The 15,902-nt window shown below is 32.9% G+C and carries 17 protein-coding genes and 1 pseudogene; 3 read left to right on the top strand and 15 right to left on the bottom strand.

The genetic code is table 11. The features are described 5' to 3' along the window. Position 1 precedes the first annotated feature (1 nt). From OCV67_RS01680 to OCV67_RS01660, 5 genes are all read right to left on the bottom strand, one after another. The gene (locus tag OCV67_RS01680; protein WP_147642132.1) at positions 2 to 2,353 is read right to left on the bottom strand and encodes a homocysteine S-methyltransferase family protein; all 2,352 of its coding nucleotides are present in this window, start codon (positions 2,351 to 2,353) and stop codon (positions 2 to 4) included. After that, entirely contained in the window at positions 2,343 to 3,014 is a 672-nt protein-coding gene (locus OCV67_RS01675; RefSeq protein WP_262644168.1) for a methionine synthase, read from the bottom strand. The genes OCV67_RS01680 and OCV67_RS01675 overlap by 11 nt, the downstream gene beginning before the upstream one ends. A 3-nt stretch (positions 3,015 to 3,017) precedes the next feature. Continuing rightward, a complete protein-coding gene (gene metF / locus OCV67_RS01670) occupies positions 3,018 to 3,881 on the bottom strand; it encodes a methylenetetrahydrofolate reductase [NAD(P)H] (RefSeq protein ID WP_147642131.1) in 864 nt (287 codons plus the stop codon). 15 nt (positions 3,882 to 3,896) lie between these two features. Next, positions 3,897 to 4,568, bottom strand: a complete 672-nt coding sequence (locus OCV67_RS01665) for a uracil-DNA glycosylase (RefSeq protein WP_147642130.1) — start codon at positions 4,566 to 4,568, stop codon at positions 3,897 to 3,899. 81 nt (positions 4,569 to 4,649) lie between these two features. Continuing rightward, on the bottom strand, positions 4,650 to 4,991 hold the full coding sequence (locus tag OCV67_RS01660) for a helix-turn-helix domain-containing protein (RefSeq protein WP_147642129.1): 342 nt from the start codon (positions 4,989 to 4,991) through the stop codon (positions 4,650 to 4,652). 353 nt (positions 4,992 to 5,344) lie between these two features. Here OCV67_RS01660 and tadA point away from each other — a divergent pair, with 353 nt between their 5' ends. After that, positions 5,345 to 5,818, top strand: coding sequence for a tRNA adenosine(34) deaminase TadA (gene tadA / locus OCV67_RS01655; protein WP_147642128.1), 474 nt, complete (start codon positions 5,345 to 5,347; stop codon positions 5,816 to 5,818). A gap of 356 nt (positions 5,819 to 6,174) precedes the next feature. Here tadA and OCV67_RS01650 read toward each other — a convergent pair whose 3' ends face one another. Both OCV67_RS01650 and OCV67_RS01645 read right to left on the bottom strand, forming a co-directional pair. Beyond that, entirely contained in the window at positions 6,175 to 7,083 is a 909-nt protein-coding gene (locus OCV67_RS01650) for an AEC family transporter (protein WP_147642127.1), read from the bottom strand. Positions 7,084 to 7,399: 316 nt separating this feature from the next. Next, positions 7,400 to 8,668, bottom strand: coding sequence for a hemolysin family protein (locus OCV67_RS01645; RefSeq protein WP_147642126.1), 1,269 nt, complete (start codon positions 8,666 to 8,668; stop codon positions 7,400 to 7,402). 235 nt (positions 8,669 to 8,903) lie between these two features. On the opposite strand from OCV67_RS01645, the gene OCV67_RS01640 reads away from it, so the two are divergent. Together OCV67_RS01640 and OCV67_RS01635 are read left to right on the top strand one after the other, a co-directional pair. Next, entirely contained in the window at positions 8,904 to 9,389 is a 486-nt protein-coding gene (locus OCV67_RS01640; RefSeq protein WP_147642125.1) for a GtrA family protein, read from the top strand. Next, complete coding sequence (locus OCV67_RS01635; protein ID WP_147642124.1) at positions 9,386 to 10,360, top strand: leucine-rich repeat domain-containing protein; 975 nt, start codon at positions 9,386 to 9,388, stop codon at positions 10,358 to 10,360. Before OCV67_RS01640 ends, OCV67_RS01635 begins: the two co-directional genes overlap by 4 nt. 107 nt (positions 10,361 to 10,467) lie before the next feature. On the opposite strand, the pseudogene OCV67_RS01630 reads toward OCV67_RS01635, so the two are convergent. The 8 genes and pseudogenes from OCV67_RS01630 to OCV67_RS01595 all read right to left on the bottom strand — a co-directional run. Then, a pseudogene (locus OCV67_RS01630) lies at positions 10,468 to 10,680 on the bottom strand (transposase); the annotation flags it as partial. A 60-nt stretch (positions 10,681 to 10,740) separates the two neighbouring features. Beyond that, positions 10,741 to 11,283 carry a hypothetical protein gene (locus OCV67_RS01625; protein WP_147642123.1) on the bottom strand — a complete coding sequence of 181 codons (543 nt, stop codon included), beginning with the start codon at positions 11,281 to 11,283 and terminating at the stop codon, positions 10,741 to 10,743. Then, the gene (locus OCV67_RS01620) at positions 11,273 to 11,908 is read right to left on the bottom strand and encodes an ATP-binding cassette domain-containing protein (protein WP_147642122.1); all 636 of its coding nucleotides are present in this window, start codon (positions 11,906 to 11,908) and stop codon (positions 11,273 to 11,275) included. Before OCV67_RS01620 ends, OCV67_RS01625 begins: the two co-directional genes overlap by 11 nt. Further along, positions 11,889 to 12,719, bottom strand: coding sequence for a hypothetical protein (locus OCV67_RS01615; RefSeq protein WP_147642121.1), 831 nt, complete (start codon positions 12,717 to 12,719; stop codon positions 11,889 to 11,891). Before OCV67_RS01615 ends, OCV67_RS01620 begins: the two co-directional genes overlap by 20 nt. Further along, positions 12,706 to 13,545, bottom strand: coding sequence for a hypothetical protein (locus OCV67_RS01610; protein ID WP_147642120.1), 840 nt, complete (start codon positions 13,543 to 13,545; stop codon positions 12,706 to 12,708). Before OCV67_RS01610 ends, OCV67_RS01615 begins: the two co-directional genes overlap by 14 nt. A gap of 65 nt (positions 13,546 to 13,610) precedes the next feature. Then, complete coding sequence (locus OCV67_RS01605) at positions 13,611 to 14,105, bottom strand: hypothetical protein (RefSeq protein WP_147642119.1); 495 nt, start codon at positions 14,103 to 14,105, stop codon at positions 13,611 to 13,613. 742 nt (positions 14,106 to 14,847) lie between these two features. Then, on the bottom strand, positions 14,848 to 15,498 hold the full coding sequence (locus tag OCV67_RS01600; RefSeq protein ID WP_147642118.1) for a DUF5710 domain-containing protein: 651 nt from the start codon (positions 15,496 to 15,498) through the stop codon (positions 14,848 to 14,850). 139 nt (positions 15,499 to 15,637) lie between these two features. Further along, positions 15,638 to 15,902, bottom strand: a 265-nt coding sequence (locus OCV67_RS01595) for a hypothetical protein (RefSeq protein ID WP_178084957.1), incomplete at its 5' end; no start/stop codon positions are given.

Here is a 15,902-nt window from a genome sequence, read left to right as displayed (position 1 = left end):
ATTATCCTACTATCTGTTTTGCAATATCTACTGTTTCCTTAGCGTCCTTGGCATAGAAATCTGCGCCTATCTGATCCGCATATTCGGGAGTGAGTACCGCCCCGCCCACTACTACCTTACAGTCAACATTATTTTCCCTGAGAAGCTTTATGGTATCCTCCATAGACTTTAACGTTGTAGTCATAAGTGCAGAAAGTCCCACAAGCTTTACCTTGTGTTCAATTGCTGCTTCAACGACTGATTCGCAGGGAACGTCCTTGCCAAGGTCAATAACGTCGTAACCGTAATTTTCCAGAAGTACTTTTACAATATTTTTTCCAATATCGTGAATATCACCCTTAACCGTTGCAAGCACTACCTTCCCCTTGCTTACGGGAGATGCATTAGCAGCCATCATTTTTTCACGAATTACCCCGAACGCCGCCTGTGCCGCACCGGCAGTGAGAATAAGCTGAGGAAGAAAAATCTTTCCCTTTTCAAAAAGCTCTCCTGCTTTGTCAAGGGCAGGAATAAGAGTCTCATTTACTATCTCCATAGAATCACAGGTTTCCAGCATTTTTGCCGTAGCCTTTGCACTTTCTTCCTTTAAGCCGTTTTCAATTGCATAGGACAATGAAATATCCTTTGAATTGTCCGTTGCCGCCGGTTTGGGTTTTCCTGTATCGTTATATGCGGCGATATATTCTGCTGAATTTTTATCAATATTTGTCAACAGCTTGTATGCCCTTACTGCACCTGTCATAGCGTCCACGTTAGGATTTATAATGGGAAGATCAAGTCCATGAGTTAATGCCATTGTAAGAAAATTCTGATTGATAACAGGCCTGTTGGGCAGTCCGAAAGAAATATTTGAAACGCCCAGTACTGTTCTGAGTCCAAGTTCGTCCTTTACCCGCTTTAACGCTTTAAGCGTTTCCATGACAGCTTCCTGTTCCGCAGAAGCAGTTAAAGTAAGGCAGTCTATATAAACGTCCTCTTTAGGAATTCCATACTCCTGTGCACGTTTTAAGATCCTCTGAGCGATTGCAAATCTTTCTTCTGCTTTTGGCGGAATACCGTTCTGGTCAAGGGTCAAGCCTACTACCGAAGCGCCGTATTTTTTTACAAGAGGCAGTACCGTTTCCATAGATTTCTCTTCGCCGTTTACCGAATTGACAATAGGCTTACCGTTATAAACTCTAAGAGCTGCTTCAAGTACTTCGGGAATTGTAGAATCAATTTGCAGCGGAACGTCTGTAATACCCTGCAATTCCTTGATTGCCCTTACCATCATGTCTTTTTCGTCAATTTCCGGAAGTCCTACATTTACGTCCAATATATCTGCACCTGCATGGGTCTGTTCAATAGCCTGATTGAGAATATAACCCATGTCGTTATTTCGCAGTGCCTCTTTAAATAACTTTTTACCCGTAGGATTTATACGCTCTCCTATAATTCTCGGCTGATCTATTACAACTGTTCTAGAGGGCGAGCATATTGCCGCACGTTTTTCAGCAGTCCTTTTTACAGGCTTTGTTTCGGATAAAGCCTTTTTCAGTTCTCGTATATAATCCGGAGTTGTTCCGCAGCAGCCGCCGAATATTTTTACGCCGTGTTCAGCGGCTGTTTTCATTTGACTTGCAAAATCTTCGGGAAGTACGTCATACTTATTTGTTGCAGGATCGGGAAGTCCGGCATTAGGCTTTAAGATTACCGGAATATCAGTCCAGTTTAAAAGCTCGTCGCAGAGAGGGGCAAGCTGTTCCGGACCAAGTGAACAGTTGATTCCCATAGCGTCCACACCCAGACCGTTTAACGTAAGAGCCATTGATGATATACAGCAGCCTGTAAAGGTTCTCTGATTTTCCTCAAAGGTCATAGTACATAAGATAGGTTTGTCAGAATTTTCCCTTGCCGCCAATACTGCCGCTTTAAGCTCGTAAAGATCCGTCATAGTCTCAAAAACGATCACGTCAGCGTCATGTCCGGCAATTATCTGTTCCTTAAAAATATCATAGGCTTCCTCAAATTTCAGCGTACCTGTAGGCTCTAAAAGCTGACCTATAGGTCCAATATCAAGAGCCGCCAACGCCTTACCGTTACATGCCCTTTTGGCTATTGCAATTCCTGCTCCGATTATTTCATCTACACTGTGGTTCTTTAATTTATAACGGTTCGCACCGAATGTATTTGCATAAACTATATCCGATCCGGCTTCAATATATTTTTTATGGATATTTTCAATCAATTCCGGATCGGTAATATTAAGAAGCTCCGGAATACCGCCCGCTTCAAGACCCGCTGACTGAAGCATAGTACCCATAGCGCCGTCAAGAATAATAAAATCATTTTTTAAAAGCTGTTTAAAATCCACAATGATCACCTCTTTTTCTGTACTGACACACCTCTGCCATATTGCAGCATACGCATCCCCTGCGTTTTTTGGGAACAGGAGTTTGAGAAAGTCCGGCAACAGCGGTTACTGATTTTCTGGGAATCAGTATATTTCCCGAACCCACATTTAGTCCTATACGCTTTTGAGCATTCATAACGTCTAAAAATTCACCTTGTATTTCAATGGGAAAATCCCCGTATCCCGGTGAAAAACGCCAAGTTAAAAAATCTGACGGAAAAGTTTCCTTAATGATCTTATCCGTTTCCGAACATACCTGTTCTATAGCCGCACTTGCCAGTGAATCCATAACAAAAGCCGCAGAAATATCCGAAATTTCAGTAAGCCTTATAAGCTTGTCTGCATCTGCACCTATAGTAGCGCACATTAAAACCGCTTTTGAACAGCCCTCAAGATGATTTTTTATATCATTGCCCTTAAAGGTCAGGGAAGTGTTTAAAACCCTGACACCTTCTTCTGATGTCTCGATATCAAAGCATTTAAAAATATACGCAGGTCGTATGACTTCCAAAAGCTGCTTTTCACATTTGAGTACCAATTCTTTAAGCGTCTGAGGAATTTCACCTCTATGCCCCATATATCTTAACGCTTCGTCCTTGTTAATTTCATTTAAAACAATCAAAATTTAACTCCTGATAATACTTTCAACAGCTTCGCTTATACGCTTTGCAACATAAGGATTGTTCATGGTATAAAGATGTATACCGTCAACGCCGTTTGAAACAAGATCCACGATCTGGTCAATTGCGTAAGCAATTCCGGCGTCACGCAAAGCCTCCGGAGAATGCTCGTATTTTTGGATCATTTTAGAAAATTTAGACGGCAAACTAGCACCGCACATGGAAACCATTCTTTCGATTTGTCCTTTATTGGTTACAGGCATAATTCCGGCTTCAATAGGAACGTCAATTCCGGCGATCTGCGTTCTTTCCAGAAATGAATAGAAATAGCTGTTATCAAAGAAAAGCTGAGAAATCAGATGTTCCGCACCGGCTTCGATCTTTTTCTTCAGATTCAAAACGTCAGTTACAAGATTATCCGTTTCCATATGTCCTTCCGGATAGCATGCGCCTGCAATATCAAAATCACCATGCTGTTTAATAAATGCAATCAAATCGCTTGCATACTTAAAATCACTTTTCGGAGGAATATCGGGATTTATATCCCCTCTTAAAGCGAGAATATTTGAAATACCGTGTTTCTTAAATTCTCCCAGAATTTTTACTATTTCTTCCTTTGTATAATTAATACACGGAAGATGTGCCGCAGATTCTATACCGTATTTTTCCTTTATAGTTTGTGCAATTTCACAAGTAGTATTATTATTTGAGCTTCCTCCCGCACCGAATGTAACACTGATAAAATCAGGTTTAAGGTCTCTCAGCTGTTCAAGGGTATTGTATATTGTATCTATAGAAGAAGTTTTTTTCGGAGGAAAGATCTCAAAGGAAAAAACCGTTCCTTTTTCAAACATCTGTTTTATTTTCATAATATGAACTCCTTTTTAATCAATACTCCAATCGATTTCTTCTATTCCATGAGACTTTAAAAACGCATTTGCTTTTGAAAAATGTCTGCATCCGAAAAATCCGTTATATGCCGAAAGCGGACTGGGGTGAGCACATGTAAGTATAAGATGATTGGGATTCGTAATAATTTTTGTTTTTGCTCTTGCGTTTGCACCCCACAGCAGGAATACCATAGGCTTTTCACGCTCATTAAGAAGCTTTATTACATCGTCTGTAAACTCTTCCCAGCCCATTCCCTTATGACTGTTAGCGCAGCCTTCACGTACAGTCAGTACATTATTAAGCAAAAGAACGCCGTTTTCAGCCCATTTAGTAAGCTCTCCGTGTTTTCCGGTATTGTCGATACCGACATCTTCTTTTATTTCCTTGAAAATATTAACCAGTGACGGCGGAGGAGCAACTCCTTTTTTTACTGAAAAGCAAAGACCGTGAGCCTGTCCGATACCGTGATAAGGGTCCTGACCGATAATAACGGCCTTTACATTGTCATAAGACGTATATTTAAATGCATTGAAAATATCATACATACCCGGAAAAATACGCTGAGTTCTGTATTCATTTATGAGAAACTGACGCAGACGAAGATAATATTCCTTTTTGAATTCGTCCTTTAAAAGTTCGTCCCAGTCATTGTTGAATTCTACCATTTGTAAACTCCTCTCAAATAAGGTAATTTTATTATAACATATTGTTAATTATACCATATTTTATACATGTTTACAAGGTATTTAAAGGCTTTTATATTTATCAATATCCACTATAATTTTATAAATTACTTCTTGTTCAAGTTTTGTTTTTGACAAAATTAATTCATAACACATCAAAGGATAGTAATTATTCTCATCTCCTCTGTTACCGTCAATATTTTCAAAAAGCTGAGACAAAGAAATTTTCAAAGCTTTTGTTATTTTCAGAATACTTTCTATTGTAGCGTTTTTCTCGCCTCGTTCAATCTGACCGATATATGTAGGATGGCATCCGGCAAGTTCAGCAAGCTGTTCCTGATTCAGACCTGACTGAATCCTGTAATTTCTTATTCGTAAACCGATTAATTTTGTCATAGCACTCATGTCAATTCGCTCCTTTTTTATTAATAGTCTAAAAATTTTTACCAAAATTATACAGAGACTATTGATATTTAATTGACATTGTGGTATACTATAAATATTATATCCGCAAAAAAATACATCATAGTAACTTTTTCGGCTATAATTTACAGTCTTTACGGTTTCTGCCGGACATATTTTTTCTACAATTTACAAGTTTTTGTATTTTTATACATAAAACTTATTTGTCTGCTGCTAAAGAAACAACCGTAATAGATTAAACGGCAGAAGCTTTTTTTCTGCCGTATTTTTTTTACTTGACGAAATACAAAATATAATGTAAACTAAAATAAAAAAATTACGGAGAGATTTAAACAATGACAGATGAAGCATATATGCAGATTGCCCTTGAACTTGCCAGACAGGCGTATGAAATAAACGAAGTTCCTGTTGGTGCGATTGTGGTAAAAAAATCGACAGGTAAAATTATCGGCAAAGGGTACAACAGACGTGAAATTGACAAAAATCCTCTGGCGCATGCAGAAATTGCAGCTATAAAACAAGCCGCCGAAACCCTTGGAGGCTGGCGGCTTTTAGACTGTGATATATATGTAACCTTAGAACCATGTCCAATGTGCTGCGGAGCCATAATAAATTCCCGTATTGAAAGGGTTATTTTCGGAGCGTTCGACTCTAAATCGGGTTCAGTAGAGTCGATCATAAACATGTTTGATCTGCCGTTTAATCATAAACCGAAAATCGTTTCCGGTATTATGCAGAAAGAATGTTCGGAAATTCTCTCTGATTTTTTCACAGAACTTAGAAAAAGGCTTAAAAATAAAAAATCCTGACTTTACAAGGTCAGGATTTCGTCTTAATTATTCGGGATTTTTATTAAAGCAGCACTTATATAAAAATTATCTCCATTAATAATTAATAGTAAAAATTTACAAAAAAAGCTATGTACAATATATAAAAATCACTATAAGACCTATGCTTATAAGGCTGCAAATAAGATACTTCCCAGTGGAATTCGGAGCTTTTTTATGATCTGTCTCATCCGCATCCGGGGCAGATTACAGCCTCACTGCTTATTTGATTTTTTCTTTTGGCATAATACATTATAAGCCTCCGTTTAATTTATATTATCTATATAATATTTTACCATAAATTGATAATAATGTCAACAAAAATAATATGTTATAAATTATAATATTTTTTGAGTTATATTCATAATTAACGGAAGTGTGACAATAGATAAAATCGTGGTTACAGCAAACAATTCCGCCGCATAAAGGGAATCCTTTTTATATCTGATTGCAAAAAGCGTGCCTGTTGCGGCGGCAGGACATGCTGAAGCAAGTATATTTGTACCGATAACAACATCGTCCAGCGGCAAAAAGCAAAATACTGCGCATGCCGCCGCAGGAACAAGAATAAGCTTTAAAATACATATATAATATAGTCTGGGATTTTTCAGAGCCTTAAAAATATTTGTCTGCGCAATAGTCGCTCCTGCTGCCAGCATGGCAAGAGGAGTATTCAGATTTTCAAGATAGGTTAAGGTTTTAAGAAGTATGTCGGGAAGTGAAATTTTAAGCATAAAAAGTGCAAAGCCAAGAAAGGTTGCAATCACTGCCGGTGTTTTTACCGCTTGGATAATCATTTTTTTATTTAATTTTTCCTCCATCAGAAACACGCCGTGCGTCCATACAAAAAGATTAAATACCGTTACAAACGCCGTCAGATAAAATACTCCTTCAGAACCGTAAAGAGCGCTGACAAGCGGAATACCCATAAATGCACAGTTTGAATAAATACATGAAAAACGCTCCACAGCTAATCTGCCGCTTTTTTTACGTATAAATACTTTTGAAATTACAATTGAAATAACAGTACTTATCAAAGCAAGCAGAAGCGACCATAAAAGTCCCTTGAGCATACGCTTCTCAAATGGCTGCTGATAGGAAACTAAAATAACAATAGGATTTACTACCATTAAAACCAGTGATGACAGCGACTGCGTAGCCTCTTTTCCTATGATTCCGCACTTATAGCAAATAACGCCCGCTGTAATCAGCAAAGCCATAATAATAATCTGATTTAAAACGATCATAAAAAACATCTCCGTTAAATTTAAAATGTCAATTTACTAATAAACATACAGCTATAAAGTATTTTTCACTGTTTTTTCTTATTTATAACCTTAAACATTCATATTGATCCAATATAATATAACCATACCAAAAAGAAATTAAACAAGAAATCAGAATAAAACATTTTTTCAGGTTCACTGCCTTTCTTCCTGAAATTTTTATTCAAGATAAATTAAAAGGCAGAACAAAAAATTCCACCTTTGGGTGTTAATATATTTCCTTTCATAATAATTTCCCTATTTTACCAAAAAACCGCAGATATCTGCGGTTTTTTGGCTATTCTTTATCTGAAATATTTTCTTCGGTATCCTTAGGAACAATTTCCAGACGGATCTTTAAAATTTTCTGATCCTCCATGGACAGTACGGTCATTTTAAATATATCGCTCTGAACCGTTTCGTTTTCGACTGCCACATGTCCCAGAAGCTCCATGATCCAACCGCCGACAGAATTCCCTGAACATTCAATTTTATCCTCAGGCATATCAAGATTTTCAAGCATGTCGCTGATGCTCAGTTCTCCGGAAACCTCGTATTCATTATCTCCGGTTTTAACAAAATGAGCAATAATCTCATCATTTTCATCATATATCTCTCCGACAAGCTCTTCTATAATATCTTCAAGGGTTATAATACCCTTTGTTCCGCCGTACTGATCCATAACTACAGCCATATGCATTTTACTTTTCTGCATTTCTTTAAGAGCTTCACTGATAAGCTTTAAATCAGATATATGAATTATTTCCTGTATAATATCAGATATGTTTTCCTTATTTTCATTCATAAGACGAAAAAAACTTTTATTGGTTATAACGCCTATAATATTGTCGATATTTTTTTCATACACCGGCAGACGGGAATACATATCCGTAAGAAATTTTTCTTTAATTTCATTAAAAGGAGTATTTTTTTCAATTGCAATCACATTAACTCTCGGAATAAGAATTTCATCTACTGTGATCTCATCAAATTCCAAAGCTGAACGTACAAGATCGCTTTCCTGTTCTTCAAGCACTCCCTGTTCCTCAATCTCATCAATTATGTACTTCAGTTCATCTTCAGTAACGCTTGGCTGCTCGGTTTTAGGCTTAAATAGCTTCTGAATAACCTTAAATACCATAACCACCGGTTTTAAAACAATCATAAACGCTGAAAGCGGCTCTGCAAACATAAGCGCACACTGTTCAGCATGATTTTTTGCAAAGGATTTAGGAGTTATCTCACCGAAAACCAAAACCAATACAGTCATAACAACCGTAGCTGCTCCGACTCCTCCCGGACCTAAAATCTGTGTGAATAAAACAGTACTTATAGATGTGGAAAGAATATTTACTATATTATTGCCAATAAGGATAGCGGTAAGAGCGTCTTCAAATTTGTTTGCAATTTTAAGAGCCTTTTCAGCTCTTTTGTCTCCCTTCGCAGCATAGTTTTTTAATCTTATTTTATTTACGCTGGAAAATGCCGTCTCACAGCTGGAAAACAACGCCGATAAAACAAGCAGCATTATAATTATTACAATATTTGGTATAATAGAACTATCCATATATCCTCCTGTTAATACGTTTAAATATCTGCCGCCGCATGCGCTGGTTACAGATTCTTATATACACATCATAATATTATCATATTGTAATGAAATAATCAATATACAAATTGCAAAATTAACTAAATATTTTTGCTGTAACTCTTGGCATTTTCGTGAAAATATGTTATATTAAATAAGGGAAATAAAATAAAAGGTTCTAAACCACAGTATTACAGAAACGGAGATAATAAAAATGTTTGACAAAATAATAAAAGCCTGCGTGGGTATTTTACCTGAAAAGCTTCAAAAGCTTTATTACAAATATGAGGAACAGCTTATGTACGCTTTTTTCGGTGCGCTTACAACCCTTATATCAATTATAACAAAGCTTCTGGCCTTTTACGCCATTCCCGGAGAGCGTCCATGGGAAAGCACTTTTGCAGTAGCTTTTTCATGGGTATGCGCTGTCACTTTTGCGTTTTTCACTAATAAAAAATATGTGTTTAAAAATGAAACTCAATCTAAAAATGAATTTTGGAAAGTTTTTGTTTCCTTCTACGGCGCAAGAGGCATAACTTTTTTTGCAGAAGAAGCAATTTTTCTTGTATTTTACGATTGGCTTGGATTTAGTAAAGTTATTGTGACATTTGCAAGTCAGGTGATTATTTTTATTGCAAACTATATTTTAAGTAAACTTTTCGTTTTTAAAAAAGAAAGAAAGGAAACGATAAAAAAATGAAAATATATAAAAAAATTTTTTCTGTATTTATTTCAAGCATAATTGCAGCATCCGCTTTCAGTTTTCACATGCAGGCTGAAGAAAATTATACCGTCTCTGCCGACGATCCAAGATTTAAATATATCATGAACGAAAACGGTACCGTTTCAATTGCCGCAAATGAAGCTTCTTCACAGCTTAGCGGAAAAATCAGCATACCCTCCACATTAGACGGTTTGACAGTAACCGGAATATGTAAAAACGGATTTTCCGACAATGAAAAAATTACTTCGGTCAATATTCCAGATACCGTCAAGGAAATAGATTCACTCGCCTTTTCAAACTGTTCATCACTTGCTTCAGTCACATTGCCTGACACCATAACCTCAATGGGTTCTATGCCGTTTTCCTGTTCCATTTATGAGGAAAATATTATTAAATCGGCAGATTCTGGTTTTGTAACAATAAACGATTACATACTTTATATTTATACAGGAAATAATACCGACATATTTATTCCCGGCGGCATAAAAGTCATTGCCGATTCCGCTTTTGCAAATAACGGCTACTACTCCTCTGAAGACTTTGAAATAACATCTGTTACAATTCCTGATACTGTTGAATATATTGGCAACGACGCATTTTTCAACTGTAAAGCTCTTTCCTCCGCAACAATATTAACAGGCGTCAAGGAAATAGGCAGCAACGCATTCACTAATACCTCTGTTACAATATACGGCTACAACGGAACATACGCACAGAAATATTCAAACAGCAATAACATTACATTCGTTTTGCTTATCAGTAATCCGAATGAATTCAAGTATGAAATTGAATGCGACAAAAATTATAAGCGTTACTATTTTTCAACAGATACAAGCTTCAGTCAGGAAGGAATTAGGGTCTATAAACGGTATTATGACGGTTCACGTGATGAAGTTACTTATTGGGATTTTACTTCCTCTCCTGACGTGTTGTATAATAAGTCATGAAATGAATTTATATCCGAGGAATAACAATGAACTGACCCCCAAAAATTAGACAAAGTTTCAAAGAATAAAATATGCAAATCGACTAAGAGAAATCTTGGTCGATTTTGTTATGTGGCAATTAGTCTGTACTCAACAGGAGATAACCCATCAAGTTTAAGTTTGATACGCTTGTTATTGTGCCAGTCTATGTAGTCCGTAAGCTCCGAGATAAAATGTTCAACTGATGTAAACTCCTGTAAATACAGTAATTCCGTCTTTAACAGGCTGAAAAAGTTTTCGGCACAGGCATTGTCAAGACAGTTTCCCTTTCTAGACATACTCATAGTCTTTGCTCTGTGTGGGTATAAACGAGAACCTTTGATAAAATAAAATTAAAAATATCAAATTTTTATTATATTTTTATTCGGATATTTATTAAAAAAACTTAATATAAACTGCTTGTTATAAATATCTTTTATTTCTGATTCATTCGTATAAAAGTATGTAAAAGGTACTACAAGTTTTATTTTAGATCCTGGTTCAAACTGAATAATATATGATTCAATATTATTTATAGAATAAAACGTATAAATACTTATATTTGAATACCATCCTTGTGTTTCCAACAATACTCTTGATAAATCAACAATTTTAGTTTTATTAGTAGTATTACATATTTCCATATCTAATAGAATGTTAACCTGTTTATCTTCATAAATTTCTGCTTCAGGGTATTTATTTAATATTTCCTTGTCATTAAATGTTTGTTTATTTGTAAATGATATATTTATTCCATCAAAATCAACAGTTTGATTTAGATTATATATGTTATATAGATACCCACTATATTTAGAATTTGTATATCGAAAACAAATTACAAATATTATTACCAAAAAAGTTATAGAAAAAAATAGAATTAAGCTTCTTTTCACCTTATATTTCATTTGTTAAACTTCCATCCTTTAAGTATATAAATTTATCACACAACGTTTCTATTTCGTAATTTTCATGAACAGCAATCAATATTATTCTATTATTATCCTTATATTTTAATATCAATTCCTTTAACTTATTTACTGATTCACTATCTAATGCATTAGTTGGTTCATCTAATATAATAATATCAGGATTCTCCATAAATGCACATGCAATTCCTAATTTTTGTTTCATACCTAATGAATATTTTTTGAAATGTCTTTTATCATTTGGGTCTAATCCAATATCTAACATTATATTGTATATTTCTTCTGTTTTTATTTTATCTTTTATCAGACTAATACATTTAAGATTTTTAAGACCGGTTAAATTAGGCATAAATGCCGGATTCTCAATTAGAATACCTATACTTTCAGGAAAATCTATATCCTTATATAAAATTTTATTACTAATTTTAATTTCTCCAGACGTTGGTCTTAATAAACCGCTTATTAGTTTAAGCATCATTGTCTTTCCTGAGCCATTGCTTCCTTTTATGCCATAAATAAATCCTGATTTAAAGTGATAATTTATTTCATTTAAGATAACCGATTTATTTATTGTTTTTGATACATTATTTAAAATAATATCCACTGGTTTTACGTCCTCCTATATCAATTTGTTTTATATAAACCAATCCTAACAGCATAGAAATTATTAATATAAAAAATAAAATTATAAATGCACAATTTGATTTAACATATTCTTCTGTAATACTACCGGTAATCATTGAATTTCTTTGTAACATCATAAAATTTCCAATTAAATAAGGTTTTTCGGTAAATATAGATGCACAAAAAATTGATATAGATGAAATAAAAGAAATTTTATTATTAAATAATAGAAAAATTGTAATTTGTATAAAAGACATAACTAATAAAGAAAAAAACGGTAATATACAAACATTAATAAAAAGATCCCTAATATTTAAATTTTCATTAAAAGATTGTAAAAACAACATAGTATTTTCAGTTGGTTTTAATGATATTTCAGAACATGTAAAAATACAAAAAAGAAATGGTACAAAAATTTTAATAACATATACAAATAATACATTCAAAAAACAAAATATGTATTTGCTTATTAACCATTTTAATTTAGAACTATATTGAACTATAATATTAAGAGGCTCAATATTATTATATGAATTTATAATATATAACATAAATAAATTTATTATTAGCCATTCATACGGTACAATTAAATCTCTTAAAGACTTTTGGTTTGTTATTAAACTTCCTCTATCCAAATAAAATATGTAATCAATAAAATTGGCTTTGTCAGTATATTTAAAAAAAGTAAAGCAAATAAAATTTAAGATTACAAATAACAATATGTATTTTTTGTAATTTAATATTGCACATTTAACAATATCATATTTAATATATTGTCTAATTTTTTTCATCTTTTACCACACTTATTATCATTACTAAAATTGTTAATACTATAAAAATTAATGCTTCCATTAATATTACATTTAAATTTGCATTTTTCATCTGAAACTGTGGTAAAAATGACATCATTTTTCCGGATTTAAATCCTAATGTATTAAATAAATAAGAACTTAACAAATATATTATAAACGGAAAAACAAACACAGTAATTTTATAATCAAAAATAAATGATGCACTTAAAGCTAAAACAGCAAAAATGCCACAATACAACATATCCAATAAAGTATATAACAAAATATATAAATATGGATGCGTTAAATATATATTAAGCCATAACGACCCTTCATATGCTACCGGAAAATATGCTGTAGTTACTTCAGGCATAACTGATGGGATAAACATTGCATTTAAAAATAAACTAAATCCCAATATAATTAAGCAAATTAATCCCCCGCTGAAAAATGATACTATATATTTTGATGCATAGTATTTACATTTTGACGTTCTGGTTAATATTAAATTTATATAACCGCTTTTTCTTTCATCAAAAAATAACATACTAAAAGGCAAAACAGATAATAATGGTAAAATCATATAAAAAATATTTGTTTGTAAAGAACTGTTATTTATACCCAAGTAACTATTAAATACCGAAACCGGATAATATGTATATAAATACTCATCACCATATTTTTGTATAGATTCATTCATGTTATTTTGAATCAATAATGAATTTATAAGATTCCAAACAGAAAGTAAGACGCCTATTATTAAAGATATGTAAAACCCTTTTTCTCTCAGCATCTTATAAATATCAGATTTTATAGCTAATATCATATTAATACCTTTCTCATAATAACATTAATCGTTCCTCATTAAAGGAACGATTAATTTCATTAACTTTATGCTTTTACTATGGTGTAACTGCCTACACTATCAGGACTCCATGCTCCCGTAGCATTACATTCCCATTCACTATTATGACCAAAAACCAATTGAATTTCAGCACATCTATATCCATTATTAGTAAAAATAGGATATCTTTCATAAGCCCAGTTAGTAATTAGATACTGTCCTTTGCCTAATACTGCACATAGCCCACCATTATAACTGTCACTCCTCATAACATTAACCATTGTATAGTGATTAGTTGCAGAATTTCTTGCATCAACTTCAACTTCAATTTTACCATCATTATTATTTACAGAGCTTAATTTTAAATATACATATGAATCATTATACTTATACCTTCTATTAGTTACGTACATATTATATTGATTAAAAGAAAAATTTTGATCTGAAACATCCTGATATGCACTAACAACACTACCGCTTACTGAAACAGCAGCTGCTGCTGCCAATAATATAAGTGTCAATTTTTTTCTTAACTTTTTCATAATACTTTAACTCCTCATTTTTTATTTTATATTATAATCATGATTATATAAATATTATAATATATTTTGCCATATTTTGTCAATATTTTTTTAATTTTTTTTAATACAATTATGCACAAAGTAGGTCACATTGTCATGAAGCATATTCAAAATAATCCTAAATATGAATATGAAGCGGAACGCTTCGCTATTGGCGAATTTTCAAATTTACTCTTGACTTTATATAAAAAAATTGTTATAATAATAAAAAAGGGGCACACTGATAGACGGTCGCTCCCTCACAAAGTTGTTTAATAAACCGCTTAGTTTGGTCGCTAGGGCGGTTTATTTCTTTATGTTCTTGATTACTTCATTTACAGTAACAAGAAGCAGGATAGTGAGAACTAAATATGTAAGTTCCATACCTATCACCTCCCTGCCAGCTTATTTCGCCTGCCCGTTAGGGGACGATCAATTAGCTTATGGCGTAAGGAGGGAACAACCGCCTACCGTTTAGAGTATGCCCATGCATTAAATTATACCATAAATATCAAATATTGTCAATTTAACTATTCTTCTTTGAATCCATAGCATGTAAATCCGCTAATATTTCCTCAACTAAGTGATGAAGAGCAAGAGTTACTTTATAATTACAATAAACTTTCTAACATAAATAAAGAATCCTCGAAATAATGAAAGCACTAACTGAAATTGAAAAGGACAATGATAATAAATAATCACTGTCCTTAATTTTTATATAAAATCAAAAATTATATAATTCAATGCTAGATTTTTTTATATTTGCATATTTTTTAATTAAATAATCAGTACTACAATATCTTATATCAGCATTATTAATTACTAAATCATATTTGAGTGGCATTTTGATGATATTTAATTTAGAGGTATCTAATGGCGACTCAATCCAAAATGGACTGTCTGGTTCATCAAATAAATAAAAATCACCTTGTAATACATCACAATTATCGCAACAATTTGCTAAATATGATTTATCTGCTGATTTTGAGTATTTCAATTTATAATTATATTTATGTTGTATATAATTTAATAGAATTGGTGGTATTGGATATATATGTGGAGCTATATGTATATTATTATCATTAAAGTAATCATATCCATATTCATATTCACTATTAAATTCCATATATTTTTCAATTCCAAAACATATTACTCTTGTTAAATTATTACATTTAAAGCAATAATTAATTCCTTCTATAATATAAATATAATCAAATAATATATAATATGATTTGGAATTAGAAATCCACTTTTTAAATTTCCAGTAATCTTTCTGATATTTAACATACCACTTTTTTAATTCCGGATTCCATAAAGCTCCTAATCTTTTAACCTCATCTTTTTCTGTAAAAGGAACATTCAATAATAATGACATAACAAACTCCCTTTTTAATTTTATTATTTTAATTATTATACAATAAATGTAAAAAAATGTCAACTTATATCCAATTAAAAATGAAGTCCACTAAGGACTTCACTTTACTATTAACTTAAGGATTTTTCAATAACCATTTTCAAAAATCATCTACACTAACTTTACCATTTTCTCCAAAACCATATTCATTAAGTTTTAATGAGACATAATCTCCTCCCCACATAATATACAGCTGATAGTTTCCACCGCCAAGATTTTTCCATGCTACAGTAAGAATAACATTTGATAAGTTTTCTGCATCTCCCTGAGCTTTCCACTCCTCCACCATCATATATAAAGCACAATATGATTCACTCACTAATTCATCAGCTGTAGTTCTAAAACCTGCCGGAAGAATAGGATCT

Source organism: Porcipelethomonas ammoniilytica (genome assembly GCF_025567485.1).
In the GTDB taxonomy this organism is placed as follows: domain Bacteria; phylum Bacillota; class Clostridia; order Oscillospirales; family Ruminococcaceae; genus Porcipelethomonas; species Porcipelethomonas ammoniilytica.
The sequence above is the reverse complement of the archived record's forward strand: the minus strand, read 5'-3'. Positions and strand labels throughout refer to the sequence as shown.